Annotated in this window: 15 protein-coding genes; 8 read left to right on the forward strand and 7 right to left on the reverse strand. The window is 62.1% G+C overall.

Annotated elements, in window-relative coordinates; genetic code table 11:
- Positions 1-26: 26 nt before the first annotated feature.
- Entirely contained in the window at positions 27-1,163 is a 1,137-nt protein-coding gene (locus KW838_RS12120) for an OpgC family protein (protein ID WP_102699073.1), read from the reverse strand.
- Positions 1,164-1,408: 245 nt separating this feature from the next.
- Here KW838_RS12120 and KW838_RS12125 point away from each other — a divergent pair, with 245 nt between their 5' ends.
- The 3 genes from KW838_RS12125 to KW838_RS12135 are packed head-to-tail and all read left to right on the forward strand — an operon-like array spanning position 1,409 to position 4,231.
- On the forward strand, positions 1,409-1,783 hold the full coding sequence (locus KW838_RS12125; protein ID WP_218501181.1) for a GtrA family protein: 375 nt from the start codon (positions 1,409-1,411) through the stop codon (positions 1,781-1,783).
- On the forward strand, positions 1,780-2,721 hold the full coding sequence (locus KW838_RS12130; protein WP_218501182.1) for a glycosyltransferase family 2 protein: 942 nt from the start codon (positions 1,780-1,782) through the stop codon (positions 2,719-2,721). Before KW838_RS12125 ends, KW838_RS12130 begins: the two co-directional genes overlap by 4 nt.
- Position 2,722: 1 nt before the next feature.
- The gene (locus KW838_RS12135) at positions 2,723-4,231 is read left to right on the forward strand and encodes a glucosyltransferase domain-containing protein (protein WP_218501183.1); all 1,509 of its coding nucleotides are present in this window, start codon (positions 2,723-2,725) and stop codon (positions 4,229-4,231) included.
- 55 nt (positions 4,232-4,286) lie between these two features.
- On the opposite strand, the gene KW838_RS12140 is transcribed toward KW838_RS12135, so the two are convergent.
- Together KW838_RS12140 and KW838_RS12145 are read right to left on the reverse strand one after the other, a co-directional pair.
- Positions 4,287-5,906: an FMN-binding glutamate synthase family protein gene (locus KW838_RS12140; protein WP_218501184.1), complete on the reverse strand. Its 1,620-nt coding sequence runs from the start codon at positions 5,904-5,906 to the stop codon at positions 4,287-4,289.
- Positions 5,907-5,997: 91 nt separating this feature from the next.
- Positions 5,998-6,798 carry a LuxR C-terminal-related transcriptional regulator gene (locus tag KW838_RS12145; RefSeq protein WP_102699068.1) on the reverse strand — a complete coding sequence of 267 codons (801 nt, stop codon included), beginning with the start codon at positions 6,796-6,798 and terminating at the stop codon, positions 5,998-6,000.
- A 124-nt stretch (positions 6,799-6,922) separates the two neighbouring features.
- Here KW838_RS12145 and KW838_RS12150 point away from each other — a divergent pair, with 124 nt between their 5' ends.
- The 4 genes from KW838_RS12150 to KW838_RS12165 all read left to right on the forward strand — a co-directional run bounded on the left by KW838_RS12150 (position 6,923) and on the right by KW838_RS12165 (position 9,443).
- Positions 6,923-7,744, forward strand: a complete 822-nt coding sequence (locus KW838_RS12150; protein WP_218501185.1) for a carbon-nitrogen hydrolase family protein — start codon at positions 6,923-6,925, stop codon at positions 7,742-7,744.
- 102 nt (positions 7,745-7,846) lie between these two features.
- The gene (locus tag KW838_RS12155) at positions 7,847-8,281 is read left to right on the forward strand and encodes an NUDIX domain-containing protein (RefSeq protein ID WP_218501186.1); all 435 of its coding nucleotides are present in this window, start codon (positions 7,847-7,849) and stop codon (positions 8,279-8,281) included.
- Between the two features lie 23 nt (positions 8,282-8,304).
- Positions 8,305-8,943, forward strand: a complete 639-nt coding sequence (locus KW838_RS12160; protein ID WP_218501187.1) for a LysE family translocator — start codon at positions 8,305-8,307, stop codon at positions 8,941-8,943.
- A 2-nt stretch (positions 8,944-8,945) separates the two neighbouring features.
- A complete protein-coding gene (locus KW838_RS12165; RefSeq protein WP_218501188.1) occupies positions 8,946-9,443 on the forward strand; it encodes a GNAT family N-acetyltransferase in 498 nt (165 codons plus the stop codon).
- A 192-nt stretch (positions 9,444-9,635) separates the two neighbouring features.
- Here KW838_RS12165 and metR read toward each other — a convergent pair whose 3' ends face one another.
- Positions 9,636-10,553 carry a transcriptional regulator MetR gene (metR, locus tag KW838_RS12170; RefSeq protein WP_218501189.1) on the reverse strand — a complete coding sequence of 306 codons (918 nt, stop codon included), beginning with the start codon at positions 10,551-10,553 and terminating at the stop codon, positions 9,636-9,638.
- 108 nt (positions 10,554-10,661) lie between these two features.
- Positions 10,662-15,896: a dermonecrotic toxin domain-containing protein gene (locus KW838_RS12175; RefSeq protein ID WP_218501190.1), complete on the reverse strand. Its 5,235-nt coding sequence runs from the start codon at positions 15,894-15,896 to the stop codon at positions 10,662-10,664.
- Between the two features lie 218 nt (positions 15,897-16,114).
- On the opposite strand from KW838_RS12175, the gene KW838_RS12180 reads away from it, so the two are divergent.
- Positions 16,115-17,149 (forward strand): alpha/beta fold hydrolase, encoded by a 1,035-nt coding sequence (locus KW838_RS12180; RefSeq protein ID WP_218501191.1) that lies wholly within the window; start codon positions 16,115-16,117, stop codon positions 17,147-17,149.
- 100 nt (positions 17,150-17,249) lie between these two features.
- Here the strand turns inward: KW838_RS12180 and KW838_RS12185 are convergent, their stop codons facing one another.
- Together KW838_RS12185 and KW838_RS12190 are read right to left on the reverse strand one after the other, a co-directional pair.
- Positions 17,250-18,578 (reverse strand): sigma-54 dependent transcriptional regulator, encoded by a 1,329-nt coding sequence (locus KW838_RS12185; protein ID WP_218501192.1) that lies wholly within the window; start codon positions 18,576-18,578, stop codon positions 17,250-17,252.
- Positions 18,575-20,476, reverse strand: coding sequence for a sensor histidine kinase (locus KW838_RS12190; protein WP_218501193.1), 1,902 nt, complete (start codon positions 20,474-20,476; stop codon positions 18,575-18,577). The genes KW838_RS12185 and KW838_RS12190 overlap by 4 nt, the downstream gene beginning before the upstream one ends.
- Positions 20,477-20,567 lie beyond the last annotated feature (91 nt).

A 20,567-nucleotide genomic window follows, 5' to 3' on the forward strand; every position in this document is an offset into this window, starting at 1 on the left:
CAAAAGATCGCAGCCTGCGGCAGCTCCTACAAGGACATGCCTGGCTGCGATCTTTTGATTGTCTGGTTCAAGCGCTTGTTGAACTCAAGCCACATCGCCAGCAACGCCATCAGCCCGGCTCCCACCAGCGCCGTGAAGATCTGCATGGCAAACGCATCGTCGGTCAGGGCATTGACCATGTCCGCCAACGGCGCCAGCAGCACGCCCAGGCAGAAAATCTCCAGCGAGAAACGGCCCATGCGGCAGCTTTGCTGTGCCAGCCAGTTTTGCGTCCATCCGCTGTCGGGAATCAGTTTCGCCGTGACGTAGGCCAGTGCGAGGAAGTGCAGCAGGCGCACGGGGGACAGGTTGGTCTTGCTAATGGGGTAGAGGACGTTTTGCAGGCTCGCCGGCACCACGGCATCGTGCAGGTCCGGCCAACGCCACAGGACGGTCAACACCCCCGCGACCACGACGTACAGCGCCGCACTCACAAACAAAGGCTGGCGTACCAATGGGCGGGTCTCGGGCAAGCGCGGGCGCTGGCTGTGAATCGCCGCGGCGCCACCGAGCACGAACAGCAACTGCCAGGCGACCGGGTTGAAGTACCACACGCCGTCCTTGATGGCCGCCAGGTTCCAGCCCGCCAGTGGCACCATCAGGTACAACGCCACTGACATCGCGACCACCACCCAGGCCTTGCGCACCAGTATCGGCAGCACCAGGGGCAGCCCGGCCAGCAGCACGATGTACAGCGGCAGCGGGTCCATCAGGTTGGGCTTGAAGCGCAACAGCAGTTCATCGATCAGGGCCTGCTGAGGGTTGCTGATGAAATGATGCATGCCCATTTCCTCCACCAGATCCCGTGTTTCCACGTGACTGTTGGCGAAAAACACAATGCCCATCAGCATCGCCAACAGGAAGATATGCACCACATAGAGCACCCACGCCCGGCGCAGGATCTTCACGCAGGCGATCAGAAAGCCTTCGCGCGCCAGGACTTTGCCGTACGCCAGCACCGCGGCGTAACCGGCCAGAAACACGAAAACCTCGGCCGCATCGCTGAAACCGAAGTTACGCAGGGTGATTTGCCCCAATGGGTTGTGGGGCACGTGATCCCAAAAGATGAAGATCAGTGCCAGGCCACGAAAAAAGTCGATCCGGTGATCGCGCGCTAACGTCATGACAGCAGGCTCGTATCAGCGAGTGAAAATGGGATTGGCTGCGGGCGCATAGGGCCGCGCGCCAAGTCGGCGGCGCGCAGGGTGGCGTGATTCGCAGTGAATTGCAAAACCGGGATATTACCGGATGTCTCGGGCGTTGCTCCAAGGCTCAACCGCTGGTCTGAAAGGTCGGTCAATCTGCGATTTCTGACAGCAGACAGGCTCAAATACTCATAAGTGCAACGTTCTTGAAACGGGAGCCTCCAATGAGACTGTTGTGGAAAGGGCTGTCCAGCTACACGGTGATCGGGGTCGCCAACACCCTGATTCACTGGCAGGTCTTTTTCCTGTTGAGCGTGGCGACCGGCCTCAGCCAGGCACTCAGCAACCTGGCAGCCTTCTGTGTGGCCGCGTCGTTTTCCTTCTACATGAATGCGCAATTTACCTTCGCCGCCAGTGCCACGATCGGCGGTTATCTGCTGTTTCTTCTCGGCATGGGGACACTGAGCCTGGGCGTCGGCCACCTGGGTGATGTGTGGCGCCTGCATGGCCTGCTCACCGTCGTGTTGTTTTCCGCGTTGAGCCTGGTGTTTGGCTTCCTGTATTCCAAGTACGTGGTGTTTCGCGAGCGTGATCAATGAAAATCTCGCTCATCGTCCCGGTGTTCAACGAGGAGCAGTCGATCAACCTGTTTTACCAGGCGGTGCGCCACGAGTTGAAACTGGGCGACATCGAGGTCGAAATCGTCTTCATCAACGACGGCAGCTCCGACCGCACGGCCGAACAGGCTACGGCACTGGCCGAGGCGGATGAGCAGGTGCTGCTGATCAATTTCTCGCGCAACTTCGGCAAGGAACCGGCCCTGTTTGCCGGCCTGGAGCACGCCAGCGGCGATGCCGTGATTCCCATGGATGTCGACCTGCAGGACCCGATCAGCGTCATCCCGCTGTTGGTCGAGCAATGGCAGAAGGGCGCCGATGTGGTGCTCGCCAAGCGCCGCAATCGGGACGTCGACGGCTACCTCAGGCGCCACAGCGCGTCGATTTTCTACCATGTGCTCAATCGCATCGCCTACACCCGGATCGAGGAAAACGTCGGGGATTTCCGGCTGATGGATCGCAAGGTGGTCGACGTGATCCGTTCCCTGCCCGAGCATCAGTTGTTCATGAAAGGCGTGTTGTCGTGGGCCGGGTTCAACACCGTGATGGTGGAGTACGAGCGGGCCGGGCGGGTGGCGGGGAGCAGCAAGTTCAATGGCTGGAAGCTGTGGAACCTGGCCCTGGAAGGCGTGACCTCGTTCAGCACCGTGCCGCTGCGCTTGTGGACTTACGTTGGTGGCGCGGTGTCGGTTTTCGCGGTGTTTTACGCGGTGTACATGGTGCTGGACAAGATTTTCTTCGGCAACAACGTCCCCGGGTATCCGTCGTTGATGACCGCGATCCTGTTTCTCGGTGGCGTGCAACTGATCGGCATCGGCATCCTCGGCGAGTACATCGGTCGCATCTATATCGAGGCCAAGCACCGACCGCGTTATGTGATCAAGGACATCGTCGGCGGCAAAGACCGGGGCGGGCACTAGCATGGGCCGGTTCAGCGACTTTTTCGTTCGCGAGCTCAGCCGGCATCAGGTCTGGCGGTTTTTTCTGCTCGCCACCCTGGTGTATGTCCTGCCCTTGATCCTCGCGGACTATCCCTACATCGACGACAACTGGCGCTCGCTGGCGGCGGGCATGGCCTGGTCCGAACAGGGCCGACTCTTCGCCCAACTGTTTTACAACGCGCTGACCTTCAGCCATGCCGCGCCGAACATTTTTCCTTTGCCCTTGCTGGTCGCCACACTGGCCATGGCGGCCGCGCTGACCAGCCTGACTTTCCATTATTTTCGCCAGCCGACCATTGCTTGTTGCCTGGTGCTGTTGCCGCTCTGGTACAACCCGTTCTTCCTGCAGAACCTGTCCTATCAATACGACGGTCCCACCACGACCCTGAGCCTGGTGGCGGTGATCTACGCCATCACCTTTCGTCACCCGTGGCGCAGCGTGCAATGGCTGGTGCCCTCGTTCCTGATTGCACTGGCGCTGGGGTTGTACCAGATCAGCCTGAATGTGTTCCTGGGCCTGTGTTGCCTGGAATTGCTCAGGGCGGCTAACGAAAGAACCGCCCCGGTGCCATGGCGCGACCTGCTGGGCTGGAAAGCCGCCCAGGTCATCCTCGGCGGGTTGATCTACAGCGTCAGCGCTTATCTGTTCATGGACTCCAATCGCACGTTGCTGCTTGACTGGACGGCGCATCCTTTATTGCAGATCCAGATCAACATTGACCGGGTCCTGGAGAAAGTCGTGCTGCTTTTCCATGGCGGATGGCTCTGGGTGTTCGGCGGGTTGCTGTTGCTCGCGATAGCCGGGGCGGTGCGGCTGGGATTGAACGTAGCGGCGCGTCAGGACGACGGGCCGAAGAAGCTGTTGATCGGTTTGATGTGCTTGCTGACAGTGCCGGTGGTGACACTGCTGGTGTCCGGTGTCGCGCTGTTTTTCCGCGACTTCAACGAGGGCGCCCGCACCTTGATGGGCTTCGCCGTGCTGCTGGTGTTGCTGTGCTATTTGAGCCATCTGGCGCTGGCGTCGATTCATGAGCGACTGCCATTGTTGTTGATCATTCCGCTGCTGGCCATGCTGTCGCTGTCGTTCGCCTATGGCCGGGTGCTGACGGTGCAGAAAACCTTTGCGTCCACGGCACTGGCCAGCCTTGCGTACGACATCGCCAGCCATCAGTCGCTGCGCGAGGCCAGGCGGATCTACCTCTCGGTGACTTACTCCGACTATTGGTTGGTGGCGGCGGCAGGCTCGTTCAAGCAGATGCCGGTGCTGCACTACCTGCTCAATACCGATTTTTACATGCTGGCCGAGAACCTGCCGAAAGCGGGCATCACCAATGTGGTGGCGGAGCGCGAGCGGCGCAATGCGACGCGGGTTGGCTATCAGGGCTATCCGGCGCTGGTGGACAGCCAGTTCTACCGGATTTACCTGATCGGTGATTACGGTTTTATCGTGATGAAGGAGCCGGCCCGGAGCAAATCGTTGCGTTGGTGACGGGTGAAGATCAAAAGATCCCAGCCTGCGGCAACTCCTACAGGATGGGGCTGGGTCAGGCGGCAGCTACCTCGTTGGGCTCGAAACTGTCGGCCCGGGCCATCTGCCACATCCGCGAGTAGAACTCGCCGTTCACTTCGCCAGTCAGCAATTCCCCCGGCTTGAGGAACACGTGCAGCTGCGAGAACAGCTTGATCTCGGTCGCCGACATGCGTCGCACCAGATGCTTGGCCGACAACTGCGACGGATGTTCGAGGCCGGCGGCGGCGAGCATTTCCGCCAGGGCCTTGAGGGTGTTGCGGTGGAAGTTGAATACGCGCTGGGCCTTGTCCGGCACCACCAGCGCGCGCTGGCGCAGGGTGTCCTGGGTGGCGACGCCGGTCGGGCATTTGTTGGTGTGGCAGCTCTGCGACTGGATGCAACCGATGGCGAACATGAAGCCGCGCGCCGAGTTGGCCCAGTCGGCACCGATGGCCAGCACGCTGGCGATATCGAAGGCGCTGACGATCTTGCCGCTGGCGCCGAGTTTGATCTTGTCCCGCAGGTTCAGGCCCACCAGGGTGTTGTGCACGAACAGCAGGCCCTCGCGCATCGGCACGCCGATGTGGTCGGTGAACTCCACGGGCGCGGCGCCGGTGCCGCCTTCCTTGCCGTCGACCACGATGAAGTCCGGGAGGATGCCCGTCTCCAGCATGGCCTTGGCAATCCCCATGAACTCCCACGGATGGCCGAGGCAGAACTTGAAGCCCACCGGTTTACCGCCGGACAACTCCCGCAGTTGTGCGATGAAATGCATCATTTCGATCGGCGTCGAAAACGCCGTGTGGCGCGAGGGTGACACGCAGTCCTCGCCCATCAGGATGCCGCGGGTTTCGGCGATTTCTTTGGTGACCTTGTGCTTGGGCAGGATGCCGCCGTGGCCGGGTTTGGCACCCTGGCTCATCTTGATTTCGATCATCCGCACCTGTGGCGTGCGGGCTTGCGCGGCGAAGCGTTCCGGGTCGAAACGACCGTCGCTGGTGCGGCAGCCGAAGTAACCGCTGCCCAGTTCCCAGGTCAGGTCACCGCCGTGTTCCCGGTGATAGGGGCTGATGCTGCCTTCGCCGGTGTCATGGGCGAAATTGCCCAGCCTGGCGCCCTGGTTCAACGCGCGGATGGCGTTGGCGCTGAGGGAACCGAAACTCATGGCTGAAATGTTGAACACCGAGGCCGAATACGGCTGGGTGCACTGCGGGCCGCCGACGGTGACGCGGAAACTGCTCGGGTCGCTCAACGGCGCCGGGCGCATGGAGTGGCCGATGAACTCGAAACCCGACTGATACACGTCGATCAGGGTGCCGAAGGGTTTGTCGGCGGTTTCGTTCTTGGCCCGGGAATAAACCAGCGAGCGCTGGGCCCGGGAGAAGGGCAGGGCTTCGCTGTCGGATTCGAGCAGGTACTGGCGGATTTCCGGGCGAATGCCTTCAACCAGGTAGCGGATATTGCCCAGGATCGGGTAGTTGCGCCGTACCGCGTGGGGGCTCTGCAGCAGATCGAACAGGCCGATCAGGCTGAGGACACCGGTGACGACGGTGATCGGCCAGAGCCAGTCATAGTCAAGAAAGGGCAGGCTGGCGAGGGTGAAGATTACGCAGACGGCAAAGAAGGCGTAGCGGCTCAGGAGTGACAGGCTCATACGGTTTCCTTGAGTTTTAAAGATCGCAGCCTTCGGCAGCTCCTACAGGGGAATGCGATCCATGTAGGAGCTGCCGAAGGCTGCGATCTTTTCAGGCATTTTGTGCCTGGAGAAAAATCGAAAACAGCTCGGACTGGGACTTGATCCCCAGCTTGCTGTACATGTGTTTCTTGTGGACTTTCACGGTTTCGACAGAGATTTCCAGCTTACGGGCGATTTCTTTACTGGAGCAACCGCTGAGCATCAAACGCCCGACATCCAGCTCCCGTGCCGTCAACTGTGCGCCCTTGAGCTGCTGCACCGAAGCCTCCAGTTGCACCCGCCAGTCGGCTTGTGGCGGTGCGGGAGCGAGGGCCACCGCTTCGTTGATTTCATAGGGTAGGCGCTGGCGCAACAGGCCGAGCACCCATGGCTGGATCAGCGACAACAAGGCGATCTGCTGACCGCTGAAGCGCTGTGTGCTGCCCAGGGACAGGCACAGCGTGCGGTCGCCTTCGAGCTGACAATTGAACTGGATTTCGTCGGCCACCACATTCAGACGAAAGTAGCGCTGGTAATACTCGGTCAGCTCGAAGTGCTCCGGGGCCACTTCCGACAGTCGATACAGCCCGGTGCGCGACTGCTCGCGGCAGGCGATGTAGAAGGGGTCGAGCAGGTACAGGCCGCGCAGGTAATCCTGGAACAACTGGTCGGGGCTGCCGTCCTCGCCAGGGCATTCGGCGAACACCAGCGGGCGCTGATCGGCGCTGAAAAGCAGGGCCACCCAACTGTCGAAGGGCACGTACTGATCCAGCAAACGCACCAGCTGGGTCCAGAAGTTGGGCTTGTCCAGGGCGTCGATCAGTTGCCCCACCGAGCGGTGCCAGGCGATGTCGTCCAACGAGAGTGTCATGCATCTACCCCTATCGTGTTACCCCGGCGGCGTAATTCCCCGCCCGGTTGCTTGCTGCGCATACTGGCGCACAGACAACGACCGGGCAATCTTTCTGCCGCCCGGCCCCTGACAAGGAATACCCATGAAGGTCGAACTCGCCCAATTGGCAGGCCGTGACAACGACACGGCCTACAACCTCGAACGCACCCTGGCGGCCATCGCCGCGTGCGCAGCCGACACGCAGCTGATCATGTTCCCTGAAGGTCACTTGATGGGCTTCCCTTCGGCGGAGTCCGTGGCCGATGTCGCCGAACCGCTGGACGGTCCGTCCGTCAGCGCGTTAATCGTCGCTGCCCGCGAGCACAATATCGCCGTGGCCATCGGCATGGCCGAGAACGACGACGGTCGCTTCTATAACACAACGCTGTTGATCACCCCTGAAGGCATCGCGCTGAAGTACCGCAAGACCCACCTGTGGGCCTCGGATCGCGGTGTGTACGAGGCGGGTGATCGCTACGCCACTTGCCTGTGGAACGGCGTGCGCGTGGGCCTGCTGATTTGCTACGACATCGAATTCCCCGAAAGCGCCCGCGCCCTGGCGCAACTGGGCGCCGAGCTGTTGATCGTCACCAACGGCAACATGGACCCCTACGGCCCGACCCACCGCACCGCCATCATGGCCCGCGCCCAGGAAAACCAGGCGTTTGCACTGATGGTCAACCGGGTGGAAGAGGGGGATGGCGGTTTGTTGTTTGCCGGCGGCAGTGCGCTGGTTGATCCGCTGGGCACGCTGCTGTTCGAGGCCGGACGCGAAGAGGGGCAGTTTGCCGTTGAGCTGGACCTGAAGCAGTTGACGGCGGCGCGTCAGGATTATCGGTACCTGGATGATCAGCGGCTGAGGTTGCCGGGGGAGGTGATTGAGCATGCTTGCGGATTGCGCGAGCTGATGATTCCCAAGGGCTGAAGATCAAGAGATCGCAGCCTTCGGCAGCTCCTACAGGTGGCTTTTGATCTCGGCTGGCGGACATGTGATCCTTGGCGTTTTTGAGTCAAAGGCCTTCTGTTTATGTCGACGTTTTCCATGCCTGCCTCCGGGACCATCTGCATCGCCGCAGCCCTGCTGATCGGCCCTGACGGCCGCACGCTGCTGGTGCGCAAGCGCGGTACCACGGCGTTCATGCAGCCGGGCGGCAAGATTGAGCCTCACGAGCTGCCGGTTCATGCGCTGGCCCGGGAGCTGGAAGAGGAGCTGGGTCTGGACATCGACCCGGCGCAGGCCGTTTACCTCGGTCACTTTTCGGCACCGGCGGCCAATGAGCCGGGTTTTGTCGTACACGCCGAGCTGTTTCAGCTGAAGATTGATTCAGACGTCACCCCGGCGGCGGAGATCGAAGAGGTGATCTGGATTGACCCGGTGACCGACGGCGGTGTCTGTCTGGCGCCATTGACAAGGGACCTGATCCTGCCGTTTTATCGAGCATCGCTGACTGCGATCGCCTGATCATCACGCAAAGGACCTCGCCCATGATCCCGCTTCAAGACCTGCTGATTTTTGCCGCTGCCGCGTTGCTGATGGTACTGACGCCGGGGCCGAACATGATCTACCTGATCTCCCGTTCGATCTGCCAGGGGCGCAAGGCTGGGGTGATCTCCTTGCTCGGCGTGGTCGCGGGTTTTTTCGTGCACCTGTTTGCTGCGGCCGCCGGTTTGACCGCGGTGTTCCTGGCGGTGCCGATGGCCTATGAGGTGTTGAAGTGGGCCGGTGCCCTGTACCTGTTGTGGCTGGCCTGGCAGGCGGTCAAACCCGGTGCACGCTCGCCGTTCGAGGCCCAGCAGTTGCCCCCGGATTCGTCGCGCAAGCTGATCACCATGGGCTTTCTGACCAGTGCCCTGAACCCGAAAATCGCGGTGTTCTATCTGTCGGTGTTTCCGCAGTTCATCACGCCGGAGCACGGTTCGGTGTTCAGCCAGAGCATCGTCCTCGGCCTGACCCAGATCAGCGTCAGTTTCTGCGTCAACCTGCTGATCGCCATGTTTGCCGCGGGTATCGCCTCGTGGTTCGTCAACAATCCGACCTGGCTGGCGATGCAGCGCTATTTCATGGGTTTCGTATTGTCGGCACTGGCGCTGCGGCTGATGCTTGAGCAAAAACGGATGGCCTGAGCATGTGGATCGAGCGACTGGATGCCAGCCATGCCCTGGACTATCGGGCTCTGATGCTCGAAGCCTACGATCTGCACCCGCAGGCCTTTACCTCGAGTGTGCGTGAACGGGCGGCGATGCCGCTGGGCTGGTGGGAATCGCGCCTGACGAGCAAGCTGGACGTGGTGCTCGGGGCGTTCGAGGACGGCCGGTTGGCCGGCATTGTCGGCCTCGCCTTCGAGCCTCGGGAAAAGGCCCGGCACAAGGTGACGCTGTTTGGCATGTACGTGACCGCTGGTGTCCGCCAGCGCGGGCTCGGCTATCAACTGGTTCAGGCGGCACTGACCGAGGCGCAGCACCATGCGGGTTTGCGCCTGATCCAGTTGACCGTCACCGCGGGCAACGATGCTGCGTTCAACCTCTACCGGCGCTGCGGTTTCGTCCAGTTCGGCCTGGAACCGATGGCCGTGCGGGTGGGGGAAGACTATTTCGACAAGATCCACATGTGGCGCGAGCTCTGAAGCCACCGCAGATCCCCTGTGGGAGCGAGCTGTTGTGGCGAGGGGGCTTGCCCCCGTTGGAGTGCGAAGCGCTCCCCTGCATTCCATTAGTGACTCCGTAAGCACAGGTTTTACGACTGCTGCGCAGCCGAACGGGGTGGTGCGGCATTCCGACAAGCCCCCTCGCCACAAAGACTGCATCGTCTGATGGTTTCAGCGTACGGCACTCACACCATCCAATGTAGAAAACGACGTGTCCTTGGCCGTCAGCAAGAAGTCGCGCATGTACGGTGCATCGAGCATGTCGGCGCGGATCGCCGCATACAGCGTGGCGAACAACCCCTTCTCACCCAGCCGCTTGCCTTTCACATAACCCCGTGCACTGTATTCATGCAGCGCCCAATGGGGCATGCCGCACACGCCACGACCGCTGGCCACCAGCTGCATCATCATCACCGTCAGTTCCGAGGTGCGGACCTGGGCCGGTTCGATGTCGGCGGGTTCGAGGAAGCGGGTGAAGATGTCCAGCCGGTCCCGTTCCACCGGGTAGGTGATCAGGGTTTCCGGGAGCAAGTCTTCGGGGACGATATAGGCCTTGCCGGCCAGGCGGTGCTGGTTGGCCACCGCGAGCATCGCTTCATAAGTGAACAGCGGCACATAGGTGATCCCGGCCAGATCCAGCGGGTCGGAGGTCACCACCAGGTCCAGGTCGCCACGGGCCAGGGCCGGCAGCGGGGCGAAGGAGAAGCCCGAGGCCAGGTCCAGCTCGACTTCCGGCCAGGCATCGCGGAACTGGTCGATGGTCGGCATCAGCCACTGGAAGCAACTGTGGCATTCGATGGCCATGTGCAGACGACCGGCGGTGCCCCCGGCCAGGCGGCTGATGTCGCGTTCGGCAGCGCGCAGCAATGGCAAGGTGGCGTCGGCCAATTGCAACAGGCGCAAACCGGCGCTGGTGAAGCGCACCGGTTTGGTCTTGCGCACGAACAACGGCATGCCCATGCGCTCTTCCAGCTCCTTGAACTGATGAGACAGGGCCGACTGGGTCAGGTGCAGGCGATCGGCCGCATCCACCAGGCTGTCGGCTTCGCGCAAGGCGTGCAGGGTCTTGAGGTGACGGATTTCAAGCACCGGTGACTCCATGAGTAAAATTTGTAGAGAAATCGAAAAGGTTGAGTTTGTCTCATGTTGAAGGCGCTGTCCACGACGAGGCACATTGCGTGCCCCGTCGTTGTCATTTTACAGCGTGGAAAAGTGTTTGTTGCCCAGCGGTTTGCCGATGTCGCCGCGCCAGATCGCCTCGACCGTACCACCACTGGCGGCCACGTCCTGCTGCCATTTCAGGCCGAGGTTGCGTTGTTCCGGCAGTTTCAGATGACCTTTGACGAAGTCACCGAATGCCGGCTTGGCCGAGGTGTAGTGGAAGTGGGCGTACCACAGGGTTTGCGCCGGTTCGCTGCGCAGGTCGCGCACTTCGTACTCCTGCAGGAAATCCCGTCGTCCGTCGGCGCGTTTGCCCAGGTCGCGCAAGCTACCCTCCTTGCGGATGTCCACCACTTGTTGTTCGCGCAGATAGTCCAGATAACCTTCGGTCGGGGTTTTGCTGTTCATGCTTTGATTGATGCGCAAGGTACGCCCCGTTCGCAACATTTCATCCGCCCGATTGCGCAGTTGCAGCGCTACGGCATCGGTGGGGGACAAGCGTTCGATGGCCCGGGCACGCATGGTCAACTCCGTGGCCTCGCTGCTCATCATGTGCTCAAGGTCGACCGGTCGCATGTCCTGCCGCGCATAGCCTTCGACTTTGCGGGTGTAGGCGTCTGCCGCCTCTAGCCTGTTCCTGGCTTCTGTCAGCAGCTGCCCGACATCGGTCGGCAGTTCCGGCTGCACGGAACTCGTTGGCTCGCTGAGGTGATATTTGCCGCTTGAGCGCGGCAGCCAGGTTTCCGTGTGGCCATCGACCCCTTCGATGGTGAAGCGTTTTTGCCGGGTGACGGCGTCGGTGCTGGCGATACCGATCAGCAACTGGTTGTCTTCGGTCTCGAACAGTTGCTGTCCGGGTCGGCCTTCTTTGGGCACCACCGAAGGTCGCGTCTTGATGGCTTGGCGTGCAAAATCTTCAACCTTGTCCAGGTTGTCCAGAAACGCGGTGACTTGGTCCAGGTCCAGATGCTGCGGATAGCCGAGTGTCCAGGCGCCCAGCTGACGGCGGAACTCGGTATACGTGGTCAGGCAGTCTTCGAGGACTTTGCTGCGCTGGCTGACGCTGGCGCTCACCTGGGGCAGCTGATGTTGCGTCAGCAGCGCGCGGCCGACCTTGTTGCGGGCTGCTTTCAACTGCACGTGGAAGTACGTCCAGGACAGGTCGGTCACCGCGTCATAACGGGTGACGACTTCCAGGGTGTGCGCGGTTTTCAGGTAGAAGTGATTGGCGTCGCTGAATTTCTCATTCACGGTCGTCATGCTCTGCGCCATCTCCGCTTTTTGCGCCCGGTTAGTGATCCGGCGGTTCCAGCGATTGGCTTCCTCGACTGTCGTATGGAGCTGATCGAAGTCTTTGAGAAGGTCTTTGCGGACCTCCTTGCGTTGTGCCATGAGCTGCAAGTGCGCGGTGGTATCGGTGAGCGGTGTGGCATCTGACCGGGCGATCAACTGATCGATACGGTCGAGGTGCTCCACCAGCCGTTCCTTGGCCAGGCCGATCCGCCGCACCGAACGGTCGACGATGATCCAGGCGCAGCGGCTTTGGATGTCTTCGATCTGCACGCGTTTGCGGCCATGGCTGTACAGCATCAGCTCATCGAGATTCAGGTATTGCGCCTGGGCAAGGGCGATATCGTTCGCGCAGGCGACATCGGCACGGGTGCGAAGGGCTGGGCGCTGTCCGGGTTCGAGGGTGAAGTAGTGCTCCAGCGTGACGTTGGTGCTGCGGGTCTGGGTATCGAGCCGTCGCGTGTAGGCGTCGGCGGTCTGGGTCAGGGTCAATTGCCGGCGCAAGGCGCGGTCCGTCCACCAGCGCGGCAGCCAGCGGCGAATGGCGGCCGGCCAGAGTGGATCAAGCCCGTCGGCCATGTGCCCAAGCACCGCGCCACCGCCCACGCCGCCGCCTTCGATCACGGTGCCGTACACCGCGTAGTGGGTGTTCCAGTGGCCTGACTCATCGAGGGCGACTGGCTGTTTGTAGGTCCGGCTGCTGGTGCCACTCAAACGCCAGCGGGGTGGTTCGCCTTCCAGCTCGATGCGATAGATTCGTCCCTGGCTGAGCATGAAGTCGCCGTCGGCATGGCGATACACGTTGCGATAAATGCCTTCGCTGCCCGGTTGCAGGCCCGCGAGGGAAATCGGTTTTTCATATTCATACCCCTTGAAGCGTTCCAGCGACCGCCGTGCCTGGCGTTGCGTCGATACCTGCAAGGCCCGCGGACTTTTGCCCAGCGCCCGCCACTGACGACTGCGCGTGGCGACGCGGGCGACACCGGGGTTGGCAGTGGTGCCGGGGAGAATGTCCATGGCCGCGTCGATCAGCGACAACAGCACCGCCTCCACCTCGGCCAGGCCATGGCCGACATCGCCACGCAGGAAGGCCGCGACCGCCAGGTTGGCACTGTTCCAGGCGTCGTACAGGGCGATGCTCGTACCGATGAAGGGCAGCATGCCCACGGCCATTTTCAGGTAGTTGAACATTGCGCCGGACTTCAAGGCGACCTGCTCCAGGTACAACGCATCATTGGAGCGCGATGTCGCCCGATGGGCTTCCAGCAAACGGCCCATGTGCACATTCAGCAGGTGCGCTGCCAGGGAAGTGCTGGCTGGCCAGGGCGTACCGACGCCGATCAGCCCGTCGAAGTTTTTCAATAGGGCCTGGTTGATCCGGCTGACGTGGTGGGCGACATCGCCCGTCAAGGCCCGGTCGGCCAGATAGTTGACCATCGAGCTGCGCAGGCAATCGTTGAACAGGCGCATCCGTGCCTGTTCAAGGCTGTCGAACTGGCGCAGATAAACGCCGTCGGGGCTGTCGGGCAGATACAGCAGGGTCAGGCCGCTGACCTGCTCCACGATAAAGGTGACGCCGGACAAGGTGCTCGGTCCCTGGGCGTGGGTGTCCTTGCCGCCCACGGTCAGGTGCGCGGGCAGCAACTCGATGCGCTTGCCGTCGCTGGCAAAGGCTTCACGGCTGTTGGCGTCGATGGCGATTTCCAGGACTTGCCGGCCGTTGGCATCGATGTCCTTTGCCAACTCGGCGAATTCGCCTTGCAGGCGAAGCATCAGGCGCCACGGCTCACTCAGGCATTCGCGCCGATGTTCATTACTGAAGGTCGATGCCGTCGAGGTGCCGAGGAACGTCTCGCGGATCAGCCTTTCATATTGCCCGGCCAGATCCAGCTCGGTGACCAGCGTGCTCAGCCAGGACGTTGTGATGGCACTTTTCAGTTTCTGCTGTTGTGTGACGTCGGCACCGCTGACCTCGACCTGCATGAACGACAGTCGCCACCCCATTTCCTGATCGATGTTGCCCAGCGCCAGCTCACCCAGGGACAGCTTGCTGCGCTGCTCGCTGGCGAACAGCACATTTTTCTGAGGGGTGCCCGGAGCGGCGCCTTCAATCACCACTTTCTGCCATCGAGTGGAATCGGGAACATCGAGTAGCACCTGCACCGCTTGAGTGAGGTCGAAGTCCTGGCGCAACCGGGCGTCGATAGCCTTGATGGCGAAGGCTTCCCGTGGCGGCAGTTCGCGTTCGAACCACGCGTGGGAGCGCTGCATCGCGGCGATCCAGGATTTGAGCAGCGTCTTGAGCCGGTCACGCTGCACGCTGGGCAGTTCGCGATGCCACGACGGCAATTGAGCGGCCAGTGCACTGCTCTGGTTTTGCTCGACGAGGCGTGCGTAAACCCAGTCCCGGGCGGCGGATTGGGGGACGGTCAGGCAGGCGAGGGTCTGTTCGCGCAGATTTTCCAGTTCGGCCGCACGCTGGCTGGTACGAAGCGGAACAGGATTGGCTGCAATGATTCGGGCAGCTTGTTGTTCACAGCTGTGGAGCTGGATTTGCAGGGCGTATTCAAACGGCGAGCCGCTCAGCGGCACAACGTGCACTGCCAGGGCAGGGTCGTTGACCGGGCGTTTGAACAGCGACTGTTCCAGCAGCTGTCGAGAGGCAAACCGTTGCAGTCCCCCGAAGCGTCCGGGCCAGTACAGCAACAGGCTGTCGGTCGAATGGGCCAGCAGCGCCGAGGGTTTTGCAAACAGCAGAACGCCGTCCAGTTCCTCGGTTTGCGTGCGGCGGGTGTCGCCTTCGGTGTCGGTTGCCGACAGTTCCAGCCGCGCGACCACCAGGTCGTCCGCGCGGGGCTGATCGGGGGCATCCAGCACACTGATGAGCCATTGATGCTCTTCACTGTTGATCTGATTCAGGCTCAATTGCAGTTCGGCTTCGGCGCGCAAACCGTCTTGGCGTGCCTGGAGCAGGGCCGCGTAATGCGGGCCCGGCTGGTGGCGCAGCTCCAGCCATTTGAGGTCATCGGCGGCGTTCAGTAGTGCCGTCGCGGCGGCGTTGCTGGCCTGCTCGGCAGCGCTGAGGGCCTCGAGTTGCTGTTGCAGGCGTTGCAGGCGCGGATCCTTGGCATCCCCCGCAAAGTCATCGCCGAGCAGACTCTCCAGGGCCGTCCGTTGTTGTGCCAGCGCGCGGTGACGCAGGCCCAAGGGAATATCGGGGCTGAGCTGGCCGAACAGGGCCGCGTTGTCGTCAGTCTCCACCCGTGGCAGGTCGGGGGGCGCGGCCAGCACGGCAGCATTGCCGGGCCGGTCCGCGGGGGCGACGGACAAGCGCGACAACAGGGCTTCGGCGCCGGTGTGCAGCACAGCCTTGTCGAGGACGGTGTAATCGACGCTGCCCTTGTCCATCGACAGCCGGGGCTGGTCGAACCGCTGTGGTTGATGCTCGGTCAACCAGCGCTCCAGCTCAATCCGGCTTTGAAAGGTCATCCAGACGGATGAGTGCGAAGGCAGATACAACAGCTGAGCGACCGGTTGATCGGTATCCCGGGTGATGACCAGCGCGCCCGACAGCGGGGTAGACAGGCCATTGTCATCTATGAGACTCAACTGTTCGACGTACACGGGGTGCTGGTCAGGCGTTGGTGTTGGCGCTGGCGGGTCGATGAGCGCCAGTAAGGTTTTGATCTGCCCGTCATCGAGGATGCCTTGGGCAAACGCCCATTGGCTCGACACCTCGAAATGCTGGCGATACAAGCGGATGGCTTGTTCCCGACGCGAGCGATCGGTGCCGAGTGCACGTGCGCTCCACCAAGCGGTGTCGAGCTGGGCTTGCGAGCTTTTCGCCATGAGGCTGAGCCACTGCTCGCGGCATTCTTCCCAGCGTGCCAAGGCGCTCAGGCTCAGGCCCTGGTCCGGGTTGGCGGGCAATGGGTAGATGAGGCCGAAATCGGCCGTAAGGGGGGTGGTTTCGTCAACCATGACGATGAGTCTCCAGAAAGCCGAACCGTGCCGGCGGTACGGGCATTAGGCGGCAGTCGGCAGGAGGTCGGGTGGTACATAGTTATCGCGAAACCGGGTGTGACGCCGGATGACCGCCCGGCGCTGTTCATCAAACTGTCATGGAACTGTGGCAGCGCGCTTGAACAAACTTCATCAGACTCGCGCTCTACTGGGGTTCTGCGTTTTGGTGTTTTTCCATGGGTGCTGCATTCTTTTCACGAATCATATTTCTGGCCGCATTGTTGTTCGGCCTGCCGTCTTTGGCGGCCTCGCGTTGTGACGTCAATGTTGCGACCGAACGGGTGGATCTGGCCCAGGTAAGCCTGGCGTACCAGAGCATCGGTCGTGCGTCGGATCCGGCCTTGCTGCTGGTGATGGGCCTGGGCGGGCAGTTGATCCACTGGCCGGACGAGGTGGTGGTCGCCCTGTGTCAGCAGGGCTTTCGGGTGATCCGCTATGACAATCGCGATGTCGGCCTGTCGACCTGGCGGCAAGCACCGGCCGAAGCCAACCTGACGTTCGAAGTGCTGCGCTACAAACTCGGCTTGCCGGTGTCGTCGCCGTACTCGCTGACCGACATGGCAGACGATGGCCTGGGCTTGATGGATGCCTTGCACATCGATCAATTCCACGTGTTGGGCGCCAGCATGGGCGGGATGATCGCCCAGCACATGGCGGCCATGGCACCGCAGCGGGTCGAGAGCCTGACCCTGATCATGACCAGCTCCGGGGCCGAAGGCTTGCCCGCGCCTAGTGCGGCGCTGGTGCAATTACTGGCGCGACGTGGCGCACCGAACCGCGAGGTGGCCCTGGAACAACAGGCCGACTTGCTGGCGGCGCTGGGCAGCCCGATGGTGAGCGATGATCGTCAGGTTCTGTTGCATCAGGCGGCGCAGTCCTATGACCGGGCGTTCAATCCCGAGGGTGTGAAACGCCAGATCATGGCCATTCTCGCCGAGCCGAGCCGGGTCGCGCTGCTCAACCAGTTGCGGGTGCCGGCGCTGGTGGTGCATGGCACGGCCGACCCCTTGCTGCCGGTGATGCATGGGGTGCATCTGGCGGCGCATCTGCGTGGCAGCCAGTTGGTCTTGATTCCGGGCCTGGCCCATCGTTTCCAGGAGGCGTTCAAGGCGCCGTTGCTGGGGGCGGTGTTGCCGTACTTGCGCGAGCACCGTGAAGACACTTCGCACTGGGCGCAGATCGAGCCTGTGGCCGATCACAATCTGCTCTAACCCCCGATCCCCTGTAGGAGCTGCCGGAGGCTGCGATCTTTTGATTTCAAGATCAAAAGATCGCAGCCTCCGGCAGCTCCTACAGGGGATCAGGTTTTGCTCAATGGCTCAGGCCGTACTTTTTCACTTTGTCGAACAGCGTGGTCTTGGCCATGCCCAGTTCCTGGCTGGCCTGGGTCAGGTTGCCGCCGCTGCGTTGCAAGGCATCGCTGAGCAGGTTGCGTTCGAAGGCTTCCACCGCTTCGGCAAACGCCAGGCCTTGATTGCTGCCGCCGGCACCGGTTTTCTTGAACGCCGGCAGGCCCAGGGCAAAGCGCTCGGCAACGTTGCGCAGCTCACGCACGTTGCCCGGCCAGTCGTGGCTCATCAGGTTTGAAACGGTATGGTTGTCCAGCTCCGGCACTGCGCGGTCGAAACGCAGGGACGACTGCTGCAGAAAGTGTTCGAACAGTTGCAGGATGTCCTCGCGGCGCTCGCGCAGCGGCGGCAGTTCCAGGGTCACCACGTTGAGGCGGTAATACAGGTCGCTGCGGAATTCGCCGGCCTTGCTCGACTCGACGAGGTCGGACTTGGTCGCCGCGATGACGCGGCAATCCACCGCCACGCTCTGGTTCGAACCGAGGCGTTCGAGGGTGCGTTCCTGCAATACCCGCAGCAGTTTGATCTGCAAGGGCAGGGGCATGCTTTCCACTTCGTCGAGGAATAGCGTGCCGCCGTCGGCGTGTTCGATCTTGCCGATCCGCCGCTTGCCCGCACCGGTAAAGGCGTTGGCTTCGTGGCCGAAAATTTCGCTTTCGAAGAGGTTTTCCGGCAGGCCGCCGCAGTTCAACGCGACGAACTGCTTGGTGTGCCGTCGACTGAAATCATGCAGGCAGCGCGCGACCAGTTCCTTGCCGGTGCCGGTCTCGCCTTCGATCAACACGTTGGCCGACGTATCGGCGACGTTGGCGATCAGTTCCCGCAGGTTCTGCATGGCCGGCGAGCGACCGATGATCCGACCTTCGAGGGAGTCGCGCTCAGCCAATTGCCGGCGCAGCGACGACACTTCCCGCGCCAGGCTGCGTTGCTCGAGGGCGCGGCGGGCCACGTCCACCAGGCGCTCCGGGGAGAACGGCTTTTCCATGAAGTCGTAGGCGCCTTTCTGCATCGCACCGACGGCCATGGAGATGTCGCCGTGGCCGGTGATCAGCACCACCGGCAGGCTGCGGTCGCGCTCCTTGAGCCGGGTCAGCAACTCCAGGCCATCGATGCCCGGCAGGCGAATGTCGCTGACGACAATGCCGGCGAAGTTGTCGCCGACCCGCTCCAGGGCTTCTTCGGCGCTGCCCACGCCAATGCAGGGAATGTCTTCCAGGGTCAGCGCCTGCTGGCAGCCGAGCAGCACATGGGGGTCGTCTTCGACGATCAATACACTAAGGTCGTTGTTCATATTGGCTCGGCGGGAGTGGGGCTTACCAACGGTAAACTGAGGACGAATGCGGTACCACCGCTGGCCGGGTGCTCGACACCCAGGTGACCGCCAGTGGCGGCGGCCAGGCTGGCGGAAAGGGTCAGGCCAAGGCCCAGACCCTGTTCGCCGGGTTTGGTGGTGAAGAAGGGTTCGAACAGGTGCTTGCGCGCTTCGGCGTCGATGCCGTGGCCGTTGTCACGCACGCGCAGCCGGTATTTGCCATCGAAGGTTTCGCCTTCGAGCCACAGCTCGGGTTGCGGCTGCGCTTGCATGGCGTCGAGGGCGTTGCCGATCAGGTTGACCAGAATCTGCTCCAGGCGGGTCTGGTCGATTTGCACCTGCACAGCGTCAAAATGGCGGTGCAATTGCAAAGGCGTGTTTTCCACCCGTGCGCCGTGCAATTGCAGGGCCGCGTCCACCGCTTTGCCAAGGCAGGCCTGACCCTTGTCGTCACCGCGCCGGGCGAACGAGCGCAGGCTGGCGGTGATGCGGCCCATGCGGTCGATCAGTTCGTTGATGGTCTTGAGGTTGGTGCTGGCGACGTCGAGCTGGCCGCGTTCGAGGAAGCGCACGGTATTGCCGGACAAGGTGCGCAGCGCCGCCAGCGGCTGGTTCAGTTCGTGGGCGATGCTGGTGGACATCTGGCCGATGGCCGCGAGTTTTCCGGCCTGTACCAGTTCGTCCTGGGCGCGGCGCAAGGTCTCTTCGGCGTGCCGGCGTTCGCGGATCTGCCCCTTGAGCCGTTCGTTGCTGGCGCGCAGGTCGGTGGTGCGTTCGGTAATCCGACGTTCCAGCTGGTTGTTGGCTTCCTGCAAGGCTTCCCGGGCTGCGAGGCGGGTGGCGATCACCTTGCGCCGCTCGTTCCAGGCGATCAACAGGAAGGCGCAGAGGGCAAACGCCACGGCCACCAGAATCCCCTGGTTGATCGCTTCGCGGCGCAAGTCCTGGAGCGGCGTGAGCAGGGTGAAGTTCCACGGCGTATCGCTCAAGGGCCGGGTTTGCGAGAGGTAGCTGATGTTTTCATCGTCGGACACCAGTTCACTGTTGGCCGGGAACGTGAGTTTTTCCACGCCTTCGGACAGGGTTTCCCGGGCCAGCGGCTGCAGTTCGTTGAGCGGGAACCAGTAGTACTGCAGGCTGCGGGCAAGTTTTTCCTTGGTTTCTTCGCTCAGCGGCACCACCGATTTCAAGCGTCGAGCCGGATCGCTGGAGAGAATGATGATGCCGTTCTCGTCGCTGACGAAGGCTTCCAGCCGCGCCCGTTGCCAGCGTTCTTCCATGGCTTCCAGGCGCACCTTGACCACCGCGACGCCGATGATCTTGCCGTGTTCTTCCAGGCCATGGGCCAGGTAGTAACCGGGTTCGCCGTTGGTGCTGCCGATGCCGTAGAAACGCCCCGGCTGACCGCGCACGGCGTTCTGGAAATAGGCGCGAAAGGACAGGTCTTCACCCAGGTAACTGTCGACATCGCGCCAGTTGCTGGTGGCCATGACGCGGCCGGTGGTGTCCATCACGTAGATGGCCCGACTGCGGCTGCGCCGGTTCAGGCCTTCGAGGTAATCGTTGACCGTTTGCCGGTGTTCCGGGGTCGGGTCGGCCAGCAACTGCGAAACACTGGTTTCGAGCTCCAGCAGGCTGGGCAGGTAGGTGTATTTGCTGATTTCGCTTTCGACGGCACGGGCGTGCAATTCCAGCTGACGCTGGCCGTTCTCGCCGAGGTTGCGGATGCCATAGTGCTCACTGATCCAGAAGCCGATATAGCCCAGGCCGATCATCATGGCGATGATCAGTGGCGGCAGGAACAAATGACGAACCAGACGGGGTTTCACGGCGAGTGATGGCGACGTTGCGCGATAAAGATTGGGGTCGCATTTCATCACAGATGCCTTGGGTCAACCACCACACAAATCTTCAGCCCCCACAGATTCCTGTGGGGCTGACTCTGTGGCGAGGGGGCTTGCCCCCGTT

Source organism: Pseudomonas sp. PDM27, assembly GCF_019219205.1.
Taxonomy (GTDB): Bacteria; Pseudomonadota; Gammaproteobacteria; order Pseudomonadales; family Pseudomonadaceae; genus Aquipseudomonas; species Aquipseudomonas laurylsulfatiphila.